The organism is Streptomyces sp. NPDC001717 (assembly GCF_042892775.1).
Taxonomy (GTDB): domain Bacteria; phylum Actinomycetota; class Actinomycetes; order Streptomycetales; family Streptomycetaceae; genus Streptomyces.
Window position 1 is genome coordinate 103,858 of record NZ_JBIAUK010000010.1, and the last position, 16,580, is coordinate 120,437.

Below are 16,580 nucleotides of genomic sequence, written 5' to 3' on the forward strand. Positions count from 1 at the left end.
TGTGAGCCGTCACGCCCCCTCGGACCGGCCCGGGAGCCACGTGTACCGGTGCTCGGGGCGGCCGGTCTCGCCGTAGCGCAGGGCCAGGGTCACGCGCCCGGTGCGTTCGAGGAGCTTGAGGTAGCGCTGGGCGGTCTGGCGGCTGATGCCGGCGCGGTCGGCGATCTGCTGGGTGGACAGGGGGCCTCCGGCCGAGCGCAGGACCTGGCGGACCAGTTCCGAGGTGGCGTGGGAATGGCCCTTGGGGAGTTCGTTGCGGGATGCGGCGGTGGCCAGTGTCGCGAAGAGCCGGTCCACCACCGCCTGTTCGGCCTCTCCGCCGGTGTCCAGCGTGCGGCGCAGGGCGCGGTAGGCCTCCAGACGCGTCTGGAGACCGGCGAACGCGAACGGCTTGACGAGGTACTGGAGCGCCCCGAGGCGCATGGCGGCCTGGACGGTGGCGAGGTCCCGGGCGGCCGTGACCATGATCACGTCGGTGCCGTGTCCGAGCTGGCGCATACGACGGACCAGGTCCAGGCCGTTCTCGTCGGGCAGGTAGTGGTCCAGCAGGACCAGGTCCACCGGACGGGTGCCGAGGAACTCCAGGGCCTCGGTGGCGGAATGGACCTTGGCGACCACCCGGAAGCCGGGAACCATCTCCACGTACGCCGCGTTGATCAGGGCAACACGCACGTCGTCGTCGACGACCAATACGTGGATCGGGGTCTCGTTCATCGCAGGGCCTCCGGGAGCACGACGGAGAATTCCGCCCCTCCGTCCTCTGTCCCGCCGGCCCGGGCCGTGCCTCCCTGCCGCTCCGCGAGGCGGCGCACGAGGGCCAGGCCCAGCCCGCGCTCGCGGTGGGCTGCGGGCTGCTTGGTGGACCAGCCCTCGGTGAACACCTCCTCGCGGTGCGCGGCCGGTACGCCCGGGCCGCTGTCGCGCACCCGAAGGACCGCCGCCCGGCCTTCGGCGCGGAGTTCCACCTCCACAGCGGGCGACGCCGAGCCGATGGCGGCGTCCAGGGCGTTGTCCACCAGGTTCCCGACGATCGTGACGAGACCGCCCGGGTCCACCAGGCGGTCGGGGAGGAGGCTGGCCGCGGCCAGGCGCAGCGGGACGCCGCGCTCCGCCGCCACGGTCGCCTTGCCCACCAGGAGGGCGGCCAGCAGGGGGTCGTGGATCTTCTCGGTGACCTGTTCGGCGGTGGTGCGGTGCACGCCCACGACCTCCGTCACGAACTCCACCGCCTCTTCGTGCAGGCCCAGTTCCAGCAGGCCGAGGAGGGTGTGGAGGCGGTTGGCGTGCTCGTGGTCCTGGGCGCGCAGGGCGTCGATCAGGCCCCGGGTGGAGTCGAGCTCGCGGCTCAGGTGCTCCAGTTCGGTGCGGTCGCGCAGGGTGGCGACGGCGCCGCCGTCCTCGGTGGGCATGCGGTTGGCCACCAGGACCCGGGGACCCTGGACGGTCAGCAGATCCCGGCCGGTGACCCGACCGGACAGCACGTCGGCGGTGCGGCCGGCGCCGAGCACCTCGTCCAGGAGGCGTCCGGTGAGACTGTCCGCCGGGTCCGCCGGGTCCGCCGGGTCCGCGGTGCCCGCGCCGGCGGTGAGGTCCGCCGTGCCGGGCGACGCCGGGAAGTGCTGAGGGGGAAGACCGAGCAGACGGGCGGCCTCGTCGTTGACCAGGCGGACCCGGCCGTGCCGGTCGAGGGCGATCACGCCTTCGCGGATGGAGTGCAGCATCGCCTCGCGCTCCGCGAGCAGTCCGGCGATGTCGGAGAAGGCCAGGTCCCGGGTCTGCCGCTGGATCCTTCGGGACAGCAGGTAGGCGACGAGGGCGCCGGCCGCGAGGGCGCCTCCGGCGTAGGCGAGCAGGCCGGGGATGGCGCCGAGCAGCCGGTCGCGGACGCCATCGTAGGAGATGCCGACCGAGACGGCGCCGACGATCTCTCCGTCGGCGGCGATCAGGGGTACCTTGCCGCGGGCGGAGCGGCCCAGGGTGCCTTCGTCGATCTCCATGACCTCGCGGCCGGCCAGCGCTTCGCTCGGGTCGGTCGAGACGGGCAGCCCGATGCGCTCGGGGCTGGGGTGCGAGTGGCGGATCCCGTTCAGGTCGAGGACGACCACGTACTCGGCTCCGGTGGCCCTGCGCAGCCGTTCGGCGGTGGCCTGCACGGGGCTGTCCGCCGTCGCCCCCGAGACCAGGAGGTCGGAGGCCAGGGACGGGTCCGCCGCCGCGCTCTGCGCGATGGCCAGGGCGCGCCGCATGGCCTGGTCGTCGAGCTGTGCGCCGAGCGGTGCCAGGAACAGTCCGGTGGCCAGCACGACGACCCCGGCGGCGATGGCCAGCTGGGTCAGCAGGATCTGTGAGACGGCCCGTCTGGGCAGCCCGAGGCGCCGAGCGCTCGTGAGGGGGAACCGCATGGATACCCACGGTAGGTCGGCTCCGGCACGAGCGGAATGTCCCCGGTGCGCCGCCCTTGTCACATCCCGGTGGGGTCGGCCGCCGTCGGCATCGGCTGTGGCGGGCGGGGGCCCTGGTACTGGCCGCTGGGCCGCATGCGCAGCGGGCGTTCCTGGTACTCCTCCAGCGCGTGCGCGATCCAGCCCGCCGTCCGGGACACCGCGAAGACCGTCTCCCCGGCCTCCGCCTCCATCCCGCAGGACACCGTCAGCACCGCGAGCGCCAGGTCCACGTTGGGGTGCAGCCCGCCCTGCCGGGCCATCACCGCGGCCACCTCACGGGCCGCGGCCAACGCCGGAGCGGCCTGCGCCAGGCCCTCCAGCCGCTCGAACAGGGCAAGTGCCCGCGGGTCCTCGCCCCGGTACAGCCGGTGGCCCAGGCCCGGCACCCGGCGGCCGGCCCGCAGGTATTCGGCCACCACGGGCGCGGCGCCGCCCCGCTCCAGGACCTCCACCAGCATCCGGTGCGCGAGACGTCCGGCCGCGCCGTGCAGCGGACCCTCCAGCGCGCCGAGTCCCGCGGACACCGCCGCGTACGGGTGGGCCCGGGCCGATGCGGCGACCCGTACGGCCAGCGTCGAGGCGGCCAGGTCGTGGTCCACGAGCAGTCCGAGCGCCAGGTCCAGGGCGGCCAGCGCGTCCGGGTCCGGCTCCCGCGGGGTCAGGCGCGACCACAACTGCCGGGTAGTGCGGCCGTCCCCGGCCCACTGCGCCGTGCCCACCACCGGCAGGGCTCCGACCAGCGTGGGGATCAGGGAGCGGGCGCAGCCCAGTACGGCCGCCTCCGAGAGGTCGAAGCGCAGCGGATCGGCCACGGCCGCGGCGGCGACCGCCACCCGGAGCCGGTCGACCGGCCCGCTGTGCTCGGGGAGGGCCGCCACCGCGCGTCGGGCCGCCGCCAGGAGCTCCGGGGGAGCGGTGAACCGCGCACCGTGCCCGATCGCTCCCGTCCAGAGCCACTCGGCCACCTCCTCGTAGCGGTACCGGGAGGCCAGGGCCACGGCGTCCACGCCCCGGAAGTAGTACCGGTCGGATTCGATGAGCGTGAGCGAGGTGCGTACGGACAGCTCCCCGCCCGCGGGCGCCGCGGCCTCCCGGCGGCTGCGCCGGGCCAACTCCTCCACCTCGGCCGCGTCGAAGGTGCTGCCCCGGCCCGCGGGGTCACGGCGGCTGGTGAGCTGGCCGCGGCTGACGTACGCGTACACCGTCGCGGGCTTCACCCCGAGCAGCCGGGCCGCTTCCTGTGTGCCGATCCTGCGCCCGTGCTGCGATCCGGCGTCCCTCTCGTCGCTCATGGCGCATACCTTACAGAGTCGGCTTCATATTGATTCAATCAATATTGACAACGATTCAATCCATCATGGATGGTCGGTCCATGAACACCACCGTCGAAGTACCCCGCGGTCTCGCGGGAGTCGTGGTCACCGAAACCGAGCTCGGTGACGTCCGAGGCCGTGAGGGCTTCTACCACTACCGCCAGTACTCGGCCGTCGAGCTCGCGGCCGGCCGCACCTTCGAGGACGTGTGGCACCTGATGTTCCGCGGCGCACTCCCCGCGGACGCCGCCGAACGCGCCGCCTTCGCGGCCGAGATCGCCCCGCTGCGCCGGCTCCCCGAAGAGGTGCAGGTCGCCCTCCCCGCCCTCGCGCGGGCCACCGCGCTCTCCGGCCCCCTCGCCGGGCTGCGCACCGGCCTCTCGCTGCTCGGCGCCTCCGCCGGCTTCCGCCCGGTCTACGACATCGACCCGGCCCGCCGGGCCGCCGACGCGCTCGCCGCCTGCGCCGCCGTACCGACCCTGCTCACCGCCCTGCACCGGCTGGGGCAGGGCCTGGAGCCGGTCGAGCCGCGCGACGACCTCCCGTACGCCGAGAACTACCTGTACATGCTCACCGGGCAGGAACCCGACCCGGCCAAGGCGCGCGCGGTCGAGCGCTACCTCATCTCCACCATCGACCACGGCTTCAACGCCTCGACCTTCACCGCCCGCGTCATCGCCTCCACCGGCGCCGACGTCGCCGCCTGTCTGACCGGCGCGATCGGCGCGCTCTCCGGCCCGCTGCACGGCGGCGCGCCCAGTCGGGCCCTCGACACCCTCGACGCCATCGGCACCACCGACCGGATCGGACCGTGGATCCGCGAACGGGTCCTTGCGGGGGACCGGATCATGGGCTTCGGCCACCCCGTGTACCGCACCGAGGACCCCCGCTCCCGCATGCTGCGCGACATCGCGCGCCGGTTCGGCGGCCCCCTCGTGGACTTCGCCGTCGAGGTCGAGCGCCAGGTGGAGGAGATCCTCGCCGAGCTCAAGCCCGGCCGCGAACTGCACACCAACGTGGAGTTCTACGCGGGCGTGGTCATGGAGCTGTGCGGACTGCCCCGGGAGATGTTCACCCCGACCTTCTGCGCGGCCCGAGTGGTCGGCTGGAGCGCGAACGTCCTCGAACAGGCCGCCGACTCGAAGATCATCCGCCCTGCGGCACGCTACACCGGCCCCACCCCGCCACAGCCGGTTCCCGCCCTCGGCTGACCGCGCCGGTGGCCCGCCTGGCTACGATCGACCGGGTGAGCAGCAGGCAGACCACCCCGCCCATCCCCGTCGTCGTCCTCTCCGGATTCCTCGGATCCGGCAAGACCACCGTGCTGAACCACCTCCTCGCCAACCGCGGAGGCACCCGGATCGGAGTCGTCGTCAACGACTTCGGATCGATCGAGATCGACGCCATGTCGGTGGCCGGGCAGCTCGGCGACTCGATGGTCTCCCTCGGCGGCGGCTGCCTGTGCTGCGCCGTCGACGGCAGCGAGCTCGACGCCTACCTGGACAAGCTCGCCGCACCCGTCCACCGCATCGACGTGATCGTCATCGAGGCGAGCGGGCTGGCCGAGCCCCAGGAGATGGTCCGGATGCTCGTCGCCAACGAGAACCCGGCCGTGCGCTACGGCGGCCTGGTGCAGGTCGTGGACGCGGCCGAGTTCGACGCGACCCGGACCGCGCACCCGGAGACCGACCGCCACCTCGCCGTGGCCGACCTCGTGGTGCTCAACAAGACCGACCGGGTGGATGCGGCCGAGCGGGCCCGGATCGAGGGACTGCTGGCCACCCTGTGCGCCCCGGGCACGCCGGTCGTCGGGGCCGACCACGGCCGGATCGACCCCGAGCTCCTCTTCGACCGCCGCCCCTGGACCGAGACGCGCGGTCAGCTCTCCTTCGAGGACCTCCTCGCGGAGGCCGAGGACCACGGCCACGACCACGACACGCACGTGCACGCCGCCTACGAGACCGTCGAGTTCGTCTCCGAACAGGCCCTTTCACCGCGCCGGTTCATCGACTTCCTCGACCGCCGCCCGGCCGGGCTCTACCGGATCAAGGGCTTCGTCCACTTCGGCGTCCCCGGGCACGAGGAGAAGTACGAGGTCCACGCGGTCGGCCGCTTCCTCCGCTTCACGCCCGGGCCCTGGGGGCGGGGCGAGGAGCGGCTGACCCAGCTCGTCCTGATCGGCTCCGGCACGGACGGACCGGGCCTGCTCGGCGAACTGGAGGCCTGCCGCGAGGAGTCCCCGCGACTGCTCGGCCCCGAGAGCATGTGGGGAGTGCTGAGGTACGTGGCGCGGCCCGCGGAGCCCGAACCGGCGGCCCCGGACTCCGAGGACCGGACCGAGAACTCCGCCTCGACCTACTCCACCTCGACGCCGAACTCCCGCAGCAGGTCCTCCAGCCCGCCCCGGTAGCCCTTGCCGCCGATCACGAAGTCCCAGTCGCCGTTCGCCCGGCGCCGGAACGAGCCCAGGACCAGCGCGGTCTCACCGGCCCGTCCGTCGGAGACCTCCAACTGCCCGAGCTCCGCACCGGCCGCGTCGAGGAGCCGGATCCGGGCGTCCGTGAAGCCCGCCAGGTCGGCGTGCGGGTCGACCTCCGGGTCGACCGCGGCGACCAGGACCAGCCGGTCCGCCTCGCGCGGCAGGTCGTCGAAGGCGACCTCCACCGCGGCCTTGTCGGGCGCCGCGTGCGCACGGGCCCGAACCGAACCGTCAGGTGTCCGCGGGTTGTTGAAGAACACGAAGTGCTCCTCGCTCAACACCCGGTTGCCCGTGCAGACGAGAGCGCACACGTCGAGGGCGACCGAGCCGGCCCAGGACATGCCGAGCACGTTGTGCGCCGACGAGGGGGCCGACGGGGGTTCGGGCGCCGGTCGCTCCGGACCGCCGCCGAGGCGGCCGCGCAGCCCGTACTGGTGCAGCAGTTCGACGAGCTGCTCGCCGGGAACCAACTCCAGCGGCTTGCCGTTGGCAAAGGTGTACGAGCCCGGACCGAAGGACGCGGTGGTGACCAGCACCCCCTTGTTCGCCCCCTTGTCCTGGACCGTGCCGTACAGGTCCCGGACCGCCGTGGGTGACACGGTGTTCCGGTAGCGCTTGACCTGCACCACGATCCGCCCGCCCCGGATCGGGGACGGGTCCAGCGCCTCGATGTCCACGCCGCCGTCGCCCGACCGCTGCGTGGTCACCGCCTCCATGCCCATCGCACGGAAGAGCTCCGCCACCAGGTTCTCGAAGGCGATCGGGTCCATCGCGAACAGGTCGGGTTCGTCCTCGTCGCCCGCGTGACCGCCGTGGCTCACCACGGAGCCGACCTCGTCGGGCCGGCGCCCGGGGCGCACCGGCGTCAGCTGGTCGGGGCGCGTCGACAGCTGCCCGCCCAACCCGGAGACCAGGCAGTCCACCGCGCTGACCTGCTCCAGTCGAAGCCCTGCGAAAGCGCTGCGCGCCGCCGGCACGGTGGAGAGCACGAACCGCGCCTCCTGACCCGTCGCCGGATCGTGGGCGTCCACGAAGCCGTTGACCACGACCGAGTCCAGCACGCCGAACTCGTCCGCCGCGTACAGCTCGCGCACCACCAGCAGCACGCATTGCGCCAACAGGTCCCGGTAGAGCGCCCGGCGCTCGGTGACCGGACGGGGCTTGAGCTTGTCCTGGTCCGTGCTCGGGAGGTACTGCACCGCCCTGGCCTCCGGTACCACCGCGTACCCGGGCAGTTCCCAGTCCAGTACGAGCTGGCGCGCGGCGCGGTCGTACGCAGCCGCCACCTGCCTCGGCAAGGCCTCGGGCCAGGCGGTCGAGGCGTACAGGGCGGCGGAGAAGTACTCCACCACCGCCTCCGCGTCGCCCGCGCGCAGGGAGTCGGCCAGTTCGGTGAGTCCGCTGTTGTGCGCCTGTATCTCCGCGAGCTGCTCCGCCGCCCACCGCTCGTACTGCCTTTGGTATGCGGCCAGTTGCTGCTGCCGCTGCGCCTCCGCGGCGTTCGCGGCCTGCCACGCCCGGGTGTACCGGGCGTGGGCCTCGCGCTCGGCCTGAGCCCTGTGGTTCGAGCCGAGGGTCCAGCCGCTGCTCTGCTGTTGGAAGTCCTCGATGCGGGGCATAGGCACCGGCTGCGCCAGAGCGCCGGGGTTGAAGGGCTCCAGCCGGCCGGTCCGGGTCAGGGTCGAGATGCGGAACGCCGGCGCCCGGCAGCCCGCGACCAACAGGCCCTTGAGGGCCTCGACCTCGGCGTCGATCTGCGCCGTGCGCCGCAGGGCCTCGGCTTCGCGGTACTGGCGATGGCTCCGGTTCGCGTCCCGTTCGTAGGCCCGCTGCCGGCGCTCGGCCTCCCGCTGCTGGATCACCTGCGTCTGCTGCATCCGGCGCTGGGCCTCCGCCCAGTCCCCGATCACTCCGCCCGAGCGACGACTCATCAGCTCTGTTCTCCCCACCCCACCAGTGCCTGAGGGAAAACACTAGTCGGCAAATGGGGTGTCCGGTCCCGGACCGGACACCCCGTACGCCTGTTACAGCGCCGGTCCCGCCAGCGTCGCGACCACCGCCGGCAGTGCGGCGCCCGAGCCGTCACGGCGCGGGTCCGGGGCCGGGAGTTCGGCCGGAGCGCCGGTCGCCGAGGCCGCGCGGGCCGGGGAGCCGCCCGCCCAGGCCAGTACCAGCATGTCCTCGCCCTTCAGGAACCGCTGGCAGCGGACACCGCCGGTGGCCCGGCCCTTGCGCGGGTACTGGTCGAAGGGGGTCAGCTTGCCGGACAGCACCGAGTCGTCCAGCGTCCCCTGCGAGCCCGCCACCGTGAACACCACCGCGTCCCGGGCCGGGTCCACGGCCGAGAAGTGGATCACCTTGGCGTTGTCGGCTAGCTTGATGCCCGCCATACCGCCCGCCGGGCGGCCCTGCGGGCGCACCTGGCCCGCCGGGTAGCGCAGCAGCTGGGCGTCGTCGGTGATGAAGACCAGGTCCTCCTCGCCCGTGCGCAGCTCGACCGCGCCCACGATCCGGTCGCCCTCCTTGAGGGTGATGACCTCCAGCTCGTCCTTGTTGGCCGGGTAGTCCGGCACGACCCGCTTGACCACACCCTGCTCGGTGCCCAGCGCCAGGCCCTGCGAGGACTCGTCCAGCGAGGTCAGGCAGACCACCTTCTCGTCCGCCTCCAGCCCGGAGAGGAACTCCGAGACCGGGGCGCCGCCCGCCAGGTTCGGCGCGGCGTGCGTGTCCGGCAGCTGCGGCAGGTCGATCACCGACAGCCGCAGCAGCCGCCCGTACGAGGTGACCACGCCGACGTCGGCCCGCGCGGTCGCCGCGACCTGCGACACGATCAGGTCGTGCTTCGCGCGGGCGCCGCCCTCGTCCTCGGGCAGCGCGTCGCCGGTCGCCGTGCGCGCCAGCAGGCCCGTCGAGGACAGCAGCACCCGGCACGGGTCGTCCGCGACCTCCAGCGGAACCGCCGCCACCGCGGTGCCCGCCGACTCCAGCAGGACCGTACGGCGCTCGGTGCCGAACTTCTTCGCGACCGCCGCCAGCTCCGTGGAGACCAGCTTGCGCAGCTCGGTGTCGGACTCCAGGATCCCGGTGAGCTCGTCGATCTCGCCGTTCAGCCGGTCGCGCTCGGACTCCAGCTCGATCCGGTCGAAGCGGGTGAGCCGGCGCAGCGGCGTGTCCAGGATGTACTGGGTCTGGACCTCGCTCAGGGAGAAACGCTCCATCAGGCGTTCCTTCGCCTGCGCGGAGTTGTCGCTGTCCCGGATGAGCCGGATGACCTCGTCGATGTCGAGCAGGGCCACCAGGAGGCCCTCGACCAGGTGCAGCCGGTCGCGGCGCTTGCCGCGACGGAACTCGCTGCGGCGCCGGACGACCTCGAAGCGGTGGTCGAGGTAGACCTCCAGCAGCTCCTTGAGGCCCAGCGTCAGCGGCTGCCCGTCCACGAGGGCCACGTTGTTGATGCCGAAGGACTCCTCCATCGGCGTCAGCTTGTAGAGCTGCTCCAGCACGGCCTCGGGGTGGAAGCCGTTCTTGATCTCGATGACCAGGCGCAGACCGTGCGCGCGGTCGGTGAGGTCCTTGACGTCGGCGATGCCCTGGAGCTTCTTCGAGCCGACCAGGTCCTTGATCTTCGCGATGACCTTCTCGGGGCCGACCGTGAAGGGAAGTTCGGTGACGACCAGGCCCTTGCGGCGCGCCGTCACGTTCTCCACGGTCACCGTCGCGCGGATCTTGAAGGTGCCGCGGCCGTTCTCGTAGGCGTCCTTGATGCCCGAGAGCCCGACGATCCGGCCGCCCGTGGGCAGGTCGGGACCCGGTACGAAGCGCATCAGCGCCTCCAGGTCCGCCTGCGGGTAGCGGATCAGGTGGCGCGCCGCCGCGATGACCTCGCCGAGGTTGTGCGGGGGCATGTTGGTGGCCATGCCGACCGCGATCCCGGACGTGCCGTTGACCAGCAGGTTCGGGTAGGCGGCGGGCAGGGTGACCGGCTCGCGCTCCTGGCCGTCGTAGTTGGCGGTGAAGTCGACGGTGTCCTCGTCGATCGACTCCGTCATCAGCGACGTGGCGTCGGCCATCTTGCACTCGGTGTAACGCATGGCGGCCGGCGGGTCGTCGTTGCCGAGCGAACCGAAGTTGCCGTGCCCGTCGACCAGCGGGAGCCGCATGGAGAAGGGCTGGGCCATGCGCACGAGGGCGTCGTAGATCGACTGGTCGCCGTGCGGGTGGAGCTTGCCCATCACCTCGCCGACGACGCGCGCGCACTTCACGTAGCCGCGGTCGGGGCGCAGCCCCATCTCGTTCATCTGGTAGACGATGCGCCGGTGGACCGGCTTCATGCCGTCCCGGGCGTCGGGCAGGGCACGGGAGTAGATCACCGAGTACGCGTACTCGAGGAAGGAGCCCTGCATTTCGTCGACGACGTCGATGTCGAGGATCTTCTCCTCGAAATCCTCCGGCGGCGGGGTCTTCGTGCTGCGGCGGGCCATCGCTGCGCGGCTCCTTAACCAAGAATGAAGTGTGCTGGGGTCTGGCTGGGTCTTGCTGAGTGTGACGGGTGTGGCGTCGTCTGGCCGATTCGGGGCTGTCGGACTGCGGTGGGACCTGGTGGGGCTGCAGCCGGACCGCGGTGGAACCGGGACGGGACCGGGATGGGACCGGGTGTCATGCGGGTACGACGCGGACCATTGTGGCCCGAGGCACCGACAACGCCGACTCCGACCCCGGGGGTCCCCCCATACGGAGTGCGGGGGAGTGACCCGGGAACTTATCCGGTGGGCGACGCGCTTGCATACAGTGGCAGGTCGAGAAGAAATCTCTGCATCGCGATCGAAGGGACCACATGCCCATGGGTCACACGGCCACAGCTCAGGCCGGCTCCGGCGGCCTGACAGCGACCGAGCACCGGCTGGCCAACGGCCTGCGCGTGGTGCTCTCCGAGGACCACCTGACCCCGGTCGCCGCGGTCTGCCTGTGGTACGACGTCGGCTCGCGCCACGAAGTCAAGGGGCGTACCGGCCTTGCTCACCTCTTCGAGCACCTGATGTTCCAGGGATCGAAGCAGGTATCGGGCAACGGTCACTTCGAGCTCGTCCAAGGCGCCGGCGGTTCCCTCAACGGCACCACCAGCTTCGAGCGCACCAACTACTTCGAGACGATGCCGGCCCACCAGCTGGAGCTCGCGCTGTGGCTGGAGGCGGACCGGATGGGCTCGCTGCTGGCCGCCCTGGACGACGAGTCCATGGAGAACCAGCGCGACGTCGTCAAGAACGAGCGCCGCCAGCGGTACGACAACGTCCCCTACGGCACGGCGTTCGAGAAGCTGACCGCCCTCGCCTACCCGGAGGGCCACCCGTACCACCACACCCCGATCGGCTCCATGGCCGACCTGGACGCCGCGTCCCTGGAGGACGCGCGCAACTTCTTCCGTACGTACTACGCGCCCAACAACGCGGTGCTGTCGGTCGTCGGGGACATCGACCCCGAGCAGACCCTGGCCTGGGTCGAGAAGTACTTCGGCTCCATCCCCGCGCACGACGGCAAGCAGCCGCCCCGCGACGGCTCGCTGCCCGAGATCATGGGCGGGCAGCTGCGTGAGGAGATCGTGGAGGAGGTCCCGGCGCGTGCGCTCATGGCCGCCTACCGGCTCCCGCACGACGGCACGCGCGAGTGCGACGCGGCGGACGTGGCGCTGACGATCCTGGGCGGTGGGGAGTCCTCCCTGCTGCACAACCGTCTGGTCCGCCGCGACCAGACGGCCGTCGCGGCCGGGTTCGGCATGCTGCGGCTGGCGGGCGCGCCCTCCCTGGGCTGGCTGGACGTCAAGACCTCCAGCGGGGTCGAGGTTCCCGTCATCGAGGCGGCCGTGGACGAGGAGCTCGCGCGGTTCGCCGCCGAGGGCCCGACCGCCGAGGAGATGGAGCGCGCGCAGGCGCAGCTGGAGCGGGAGTGGCTGGACCGGCTGAGCACGGTGGCCGGCCGCGCGGACGAACTGTGCCGTTTCGCGGTGCTGTTCGGCGACCCGCAGCTGGCGCTGACCGCCGTCCAGCGGGTCCTCGCCGTCACCGCGGAGGAGGTGCAGGCCGTGGCCGCGGCCCGACTGCGCCCCGACAACCGCGCGGTGCTGGTCTACGAGCCGCTGCCGGGCTCCGAGGAGTCCGCCGAGTCCGACGAGAGCGACGAGAACGAGGGGGCGGAGCAGTGAGCGACACCGCAGCCGTCACGATGACCTTCCACCCGCGGCCGCAGGCCGGCGAGGCCAGGCCGTGGGCCTTCCCCGCTCCCGAGCGGGGCGTGCTGGCCAACGGCCTGACCCTGCTGCGCTGCCACCGGCCGGGCCAGCAGGTCGTCGCCGTCGAGATCAACCTCGCCGCCCCGCTGGACGCGGAGCCCGAGGGTCTGGACGGCGTGGCCACCATCATGGCCCGCGCGCTCTCCGAGGGCACCGACAAGCACTCCGCCGAGGAGTTCGCCGCCGAGCTGGAGCGCTGCGGCGCCACCCTCGACGCGCACGCCGACCACCCGGGCCTGCGGGTCTCCCTGGAGGTCCCGGCCTCCCGCCTGCACAAGGCCCTGGGCCTGCTCGCCGAGGCGCTGCGCGCCCCCGCCTTCGCCGACAGCGAGGTCGACCGGCTGGTGCGCAACCGGCTCGACGAGATCCCGCACGAGCAGGCCAACCCGCAGCGCCGGGCCGCCAAGCAGCTCTCCAAGGAGCTCTTCCCGGCCGCCCTGCGGATGTCCCGCCCGCGGCAGGGCACCGAGGAGACGGTCGCCCGCATCGACGCGACCGCCGTACGCGCCTTCTACGAGGCCCACGTACGCCCCGCCACCGCCACCGCGGTGGTCGTCGGCGACCTCACCGGCATCGACCTGGACGCCGTCCTGGCCGACACCCTGGGCGCGTGGACCGGTGACACCGCCGAGCCGCGCCCGGTGCCGCCGATCACCGCCGACGACACGGGCCGCGTGGTCATCGTGGACCGGCCCGGCGCGGTCCAGACGCAGCTGCTGATCGGCCGCATCGGGCCGGACCGCCACGACCGGGTCTGGGCGCCCCAGGTGCTCGGCACCTACTGCCTGGGCGGGACCCTCACCTCCCGCCTGGACAAGGTGCTGCGCGAGGAGAAGGGGTACACCTACGGGGTGCGCGCCTTCGGCCAGGTGCTGCGCTCCACCGCGGACGGCAAGGGCGCCTCGATGCTCGCCATCAGCGGCTCGGTGGACACCCCGAACACCGGACCGGCCCTGGAGGACCTCTGGAAGGTGCTCCGCACCCTCGCGGAGGGCGGCCTGACCGACGCCGAACGGGACGTGGCGGTGCAGAACCTGGTGGGCGTGGCCCCGCTGAAGTTCGAGACGGCGGCCTCCGTCGCCGGCACCCTCGCCGACCAGGTCGAGCAGGAACTCCCGGACGACTTCCAGGCGCAGTTGTACGCGCGGCTCGCCGAGACCGGCACCGTGGAGGCCACTTCGGCGGTCGTGAACGCCTTCCCCGCGGACCGGCTCGTCACGGTGCTCGTGGGTGACGCGTCGCTGATCGAGGAGCCGGTGCGCGCCCTCGGTATCGGTGAAGTGAGCGTCGTCACCAACTGAAGTGACCCATTGGCGCCCTCAACTGGCGCCTGAACAGCGCTTCTTGAAGGGGCCCGGGCGGCTTGACCGCCAGGGCCCCTTTTGTCCGTTTGGTGGTGAGGTTGCTTGTTTGCGGTGTGGCGTACGCAACAAAAGGGCGTGTCTGTTTGGTGATTGGCTGATGATCCGCCTAGCGTCGGCCGTGCTGTCCGTCAGTTGTACGCGCCGCATCCGCGGCACCGGTCAGCGATCGCCGAGTCCCCGTCAGGCGCGAGCCTGGGGAGCCGGGGACCCACACGTCCCTGGGGTGAATCGGACCGCCTCGCAAGAGGGGGCCCGTAGGAGACCTTCCTGCTCCGAACCCGTCAGCTAACCCGGTAGGCGAGAAGGAAGGAAAGGATCAGCCCCTCCATGGCGTTTGGCAGTCGTCCCGCTGCGTCCGGCAAGCACCGCGGTTCCAGCCGTCTGAGCCGCAAGACCGCCGGTTACGCCGGCATAGCCGCCCTCGCCACCACCGGCGTCGTCGCCACCATCGCAGCCCCGGCCTTCGCCGCGGACAACAGTGGCAACAACCACTCCCAGGACAACGCGCTCGGTGCCGTCGTCGTCGCCGATGAACTCCAGGGCGACATCACCGAGCAGGCCGACTCCCAGCAGCGCGCCGCCGAGCACGCCGCCGCCAAGGCGCAGGCCGAGGCCGACGCCAAGCAGCAGGCCGCCGAGGCCAAGCGCCTCGCCGAGGCCAAGGCGAAGGCCGAGCGCGACGCCGCCGAGCGCGCGGCCCGCGAGGAGGAGCGCAAGCGACTCAACACCTTCGTCGCCCCGGTCGACGGCTCCTACGTCTCCACGCAGTACCACGCGGGCGGCGGCATGTGGTCCTCCGGCAGCCACACGGGCATCGACTTCCACGCCGACGAGGGCACCTCGGTCCACGCGGTGGGCGCGGGCGTCGTCGTCGAGGCGGGCTGGGGTGGCGCGTACGGCAACAACGTCGTCATCAAGCACAACGACGGTACGTACACGCAGTACGGCCACATGCTGCGGCTGAACGTCTCCGTCGGCCAGCAGGTCACCGCGGGCCAGCAGATCGGCCTGTCGGGCTCCACGGGCAACTCCAGCGGCCCGCACCTGCACTTCGAGGCCCGCACCGGCGCCAAGTACGGCTCGGACATCAACCCCCTCGCCTACCTGCGCTCGCACGGCGTCGACCTCTGATCGACTCCGCCGCACCACCCGCTTCACCGAAGACCCCGGCTCCCCGAGCCGGGGTCTTCGTGTTTCCACGGGTTCCCCATTTCCGGCCGCTCTCGGAAATTGCCGTGTGTTGCAATAGAGTCGCAGCAGTGGTGGCACCAATGAGGGTGTGAGTCGGAAAAAGCGGAGGTCCGGTCTTGCGTATTCCTGCGCACGCGGTATGCACGGCAATTCGCGACGACATCGTCTCCGGGGCCTTCGGGCCGGGCAGCAGACTGACCGAGGAGGTCCTGGCCCGCCGGTACGGCGTCTCCCGCGTCCCGGTCCGTGAGGCGCTGCGGACCCTGGAGTCCGAGGGGTTCGTGACCACGCGGCGGCACGCGGGGGCCTGCGTGGCCGAGCCGACCGAGCAGGAGGCGGCCGATCTGCTGGAGCTGCGGATGCTCCTGGAGCCGCTCGCCGCCGCCCGTGCCGCCCGGCGGCGGACCGAGGCGCACCTCAAGGTGCTGCGGGGGCTGGTCAGGCTGGGCCAGGAGCGGGCCAGGCGGGGCCAGGGGGAGGACCTGAGGTCCCTGGGCGGCTGGTTCCACGAGACGCTCGCACAGGCCTCGGGCAGCCCGGGGCTGATCGCGCTGCTCACGCAGATGCGGCACAAGGTCGCGTGGATGTACGTGGTGGAGGCGCCCGCCCGGCCGGTGGAGTCCTGGGCGGAGCACGGCGCGGTGGTGGACGCCGTGGCCCGGGGTGACGCGGAACGGGCGCGGGTGCTGGCGGCGGCCCACGCGGAGCGGGCGACGGGGGCGCACCGGCTGCGGATCGGGGTGGCGGTGAGCACTTCGCAACCTGCCGTAAACATGTCGAGCGGTCGGCATTAACAGCGGCCGTATACAAAGGACGCGTGCCGGTGCGGTGGAATTCCCGCATTTGTTGATTCGCTGCATGCCGTGCGTTGGGTGCGGTGCGGCGGGATTCGCTGCGCGGGGCCGGTGAATTTCGGCGTGCGGAATTCCGGGGTGTGACATTCGGCTGCGCCGGGCCTTTACGGGGGAGCGGCCGGGCCGTCGGGTCGGGTGCGGCTCCGCCGCCGGGGCTCCGCCCCGGACCCCGCTCCTCAAACGCCGGAGGGGCTGAACCGTCCACGGGACGCGCCGAAGCCGCGGCGCCCGGGAGGGGCCGCGGCTTCGGTGGGTGGGGTGTGGCGAACCCGAAGGGTCAGACGGTCTCGGGGAGCTCCTCGAGGCCCTCGGCGACCAGCTTCGCGAGGCGGTCCAGCGCGACCTCCGCGCCATCGGCCTCGGAGGCGAGGACGATCTCCTCGCCGCCCTGGGCGCCCAGGCCCAGAACCGCGAGCATGGAACCGGCGTTGACGGGGTCGCCGCCGGCCTTCGCGATGGTCACCGGGACGCCGGAAGCGGTCGTCGCACGGACGAAGATCGAGGCGGGACGAGCGTGCAGGCCCTCGGCCCAACCGACGTTGACGCGGCGCTCTGCCATGGTGATGCCCTTCAGGTTCTTACGGTTGTCTAGACCAGTCTCTCACGAAGCCCGGAATGCTCGAACCGACCTTCGTCCCGAATCTCCCGCCGG

General features: G+C 72.3%; 12 protein-coding genes and 1 riboswitch. Of the genes, 6 read left to right on the top strand and 6 right to left on the bottom strand.

All coding sequences use genetic code 11. The features are described 5' to 3' along the window. Window positions 1-9: 9 nt before the first annotated feature. The 3 genes from ACFYZL_RS18825 to ACFYZL_RS18835 are packed head-to-tail and all read right to left on the bottom strand — an operon-like array spanning window position 10 to window position 3,736. Window positions 10-714, bottom strand: a complete 705-nt coding sequence (locus ACFYZL_RS18825) for a response regulator (protein WP_384746207.1) — start codon at window positions 712-714, stop codon at window positions 10-12. Further along, complete coding sequence (locus ACFYZL_RS18830) at window positions 711-2,402, bottom strand: ATP-binding protein (RefSeq protein ID WP_388680115.1); 1,692 nt, start codon at window positions 2,400-2,402, stop codon at window positions 711-713. The genes ACFYZL_RS18825 and ACFYZL_RS18830 overlap by 4 nt, the downstream gene beginning before the upstream one ends. 59 nt (window positions 2,403-2,461) lie before the next feature. Then, window positions 2,462-3,736, bottom strand: coding sequence for a citrate synthase (locus tag ACFYZL_RS18835; RefSeq protein WP_388680117.1), 1,275 nt, complete (start codon window positions 3,734-3,736; stop codon window positions 2,462-2,464). A 65-nt stretch (window positions 3,737-3,801) separates the two neighbouring features. Here ACFYZL_RS18835 and ACFYZL_RS18840 point away from each other — a divergent pair, with 65 nt between their 5' ends. Beyond that, on the top strand, window positions 3,802-4,968 hold the full coding sequence (locus ACFYZL_RS18840) for a citrate synthase/methylcitrate synthase (RefSeq protein WP_388680119.1): 1,167 nt from the start codon (window positions 3,802-3,804) through the stop codon (window positions 4,966-4,968). A gap of 35 nt (window positions 4,969-5,003) precedes the next feature. Continuing rightward, window positions 5,004-6,167 (top strand): CobW family GTP-binding protein, encoded by a 1,164-nt coding sequence (locus ACFYZL_RS18845; protein WP_384746211.1) that lies wholly within the window; start codon window positions 5,004-5,006, stop codon window positions 6,165-6,167. On the opposite strand, the gene ACFYZL_RS18850 is transcribed toward ACFYZL_RS18845, so the two are convergent. Next, complete coding sequence (locus tag ACFYZL_RS18850) at window positions 6,113-8,167, bottom strand: restriction endonuclease (RefSeq protein WP_388680122.1); 2,055 nt, start codon at window positions 8,165-8,167, stop codon at window positions 6,113-6,115. The two genes, ACFYZL_RS18845 and ACFYZL_RS18850, sit on opposite strands and share 55 nt — an antisense overlap. 93 nt (window positions 8,168-8,260) lie before the next feature. Next, the gene (locus ACFYZL_RS18855; protein ID WP_388680125.1) at window positions 8,261-10,717 is read right to left on the bottom strand and encodes a DNA topoisomerase (ATP-hydrolyzing) subunit A; all 2,457 of its coding nucleotides are present in this window, start codon (window positions 10,715-10,717) and stop codon (window positions 8,261-8,263) included. Between the two features lie 359 nt (window positions 10,718-11,076). Between ACFYZL_RS18855 and ACFYZL_RS18860 the strand changes: the two genes are divergently transcribed. From ACFYZL_RS18860 to ACFYZL_RS18875, 4 genes are all read left to right on the top strand, one after another. Continuing rightward, complete coding sequence (locus tag ACFYZL_RS18860; protein WP_384746214.1) at window positions 11,077-12,432, top strand: M16 family metallopeptidase; 1,356 nt, start codon at window positions 11,077-11,079, stop codon at window positions 12,430-12,432. Between the two features lie 20 nt (window positions 12,433-12,452). Next, window positions 12,453-13,820, top strand: coding sequence for a M16 family metallopeptidase (locus ACFYZL_RS18865; protein ID WP_384746227.1), 1,368 nt, complete (start codon window positions 12,453-12,455; stop codon window positions 13,818-13,820). A gap of 220 nt (window positions 13,821-14,040) precedes the next feature. Beyond that, window positions 14,041-14,197, top strand: a riboswitch (cyclic di-AMP (ydaO/yuaA leader). 13 nt (window positions 14,198-14,210) lie between these two features. Then, window positions 14,211-15,014 carry a M23 family metallopeptidase gene (locus ACFYZL_RS18870; RefSeq protein ID WP_384746215.1) on the top strand — a complete coding sequence of 268 codons (804 nt, stop codon included), beginning with the start codon at window positions 14,211-14,213 and terminating at the stop codon, window positions 15,012-15,014. Between the two features lie 176 nt (window positions 15,015-15,190). Next, window positions 15,191-15,868: a GntR family transcriptional regulator gene (locus ACFYZL_RS18875; RefSeq protein ID WP_384746216.1), complete on the top strand. Its 678-nt coding sequence runs from the start codon at window positions 15,191-15,193 to the stop codon at window positions 15,866-15,868. A 337-nt stretch (window positions 15,869-16,205) separates the two neighbouring features. On the opposite strand, the gene ACFYZL_RS18880 is transcribed toward ACFYZL_RS18875, so the two are convergent. Further along, window positions 16,206-16,487: an HPr family phosphocarrier protein gene (locus tag ACFYZL_RS18880; protein WP_384579769.1), complete on the bottom strand. Its 282-nt coding sequence runs from the start codon at window positions 16,485-16,487 to the stop codon at window positions 16,206-16,208. Between the last annotated feature and the right edge of the window lie 93 nt (window positions 16,488-16,580).

What these genes read in the sequence shown, in the direction of transcription:
- ACFYZL_RS18825 (WP_384746207.1), bottom strand. Translation starts at nt 714, where the DNA reads ATGAACGAGACCCCGATCCACGTATTGGTCGTCGACGACGACGTGCGT.
- ACFYZL_RS18870 (WP_384746215.1), top strand. Translation starts at nt 14,211, where the DNA reads ATGGCGTTTGGCAGTCGTCCCGCTGCGTCCGGCAAGCACCGCGGTTCC.
- ACFYZL_RS18880 (WP_384579769.1), bottom strand. Translation starts at nt 16,487, where the DNA reads ATGGCAGAGCGCCGCGTCAACGTCGGTTGGGCCGAGGGCCTGCACGCT.
- ACFYZL_RS18840 (WP_388680119.1), top strand. Translation starts at nt 3,802, where the DNA reads ATGGATGGTCGGTCCATGAACACCACCGTCGAAGTACCCCGCGGTCTC.
- ACFYZL_RS18855 (WP_388680125.1), bottom strand. Translation starts at nt 10,717, where the DNA reads ATGGCCCGCCGCAGCACGAAGACCCCGCCGCCGGAGGATTTCGAGGAG.
- ACFYZL_RS18850 (WP_388680122.1), bottom strand. Translation starts at nt 8,167, where the DNA reads ATGAGTCGTCGCTCGGGCGGAGTGATCGGGGACTGGGCGGAGGCCCAG.
- ACFYZL_RS18835 (WP_388680117.1), bottom strand. Translation starts at nt 3,736, where the DNA reads ATGAGCGACGAGAGGGACGCCGGATCGCAGCACGGGCGCAGGATCGGC.
- ACFYZL_RS18830 (WP_388680115.1), bottom strand. Translation starts at nt 2,402, where the DNA reads ATGCGGTTCCCCCTCACGAGCGCTCGGCGCCTCGGGCTGCCCAGACGG.
- ACFYZL_RS18860 (WP_384746214.1), top strand. Translation starts at nt 11,077, where the DNA reads ATGGGTCACACGGCCACAGCTCAGGCCGGCTCCGGCGGCCTGACAGCG.
- ACFYZL_RS18865 (WP_384746227.1), top strand. Translation starts at nt 12,453, where the DNA reads ATGACCTTCCACCCGCGGCCGCAGGCCGGCGAGGCCAGGCCGTGGGCC.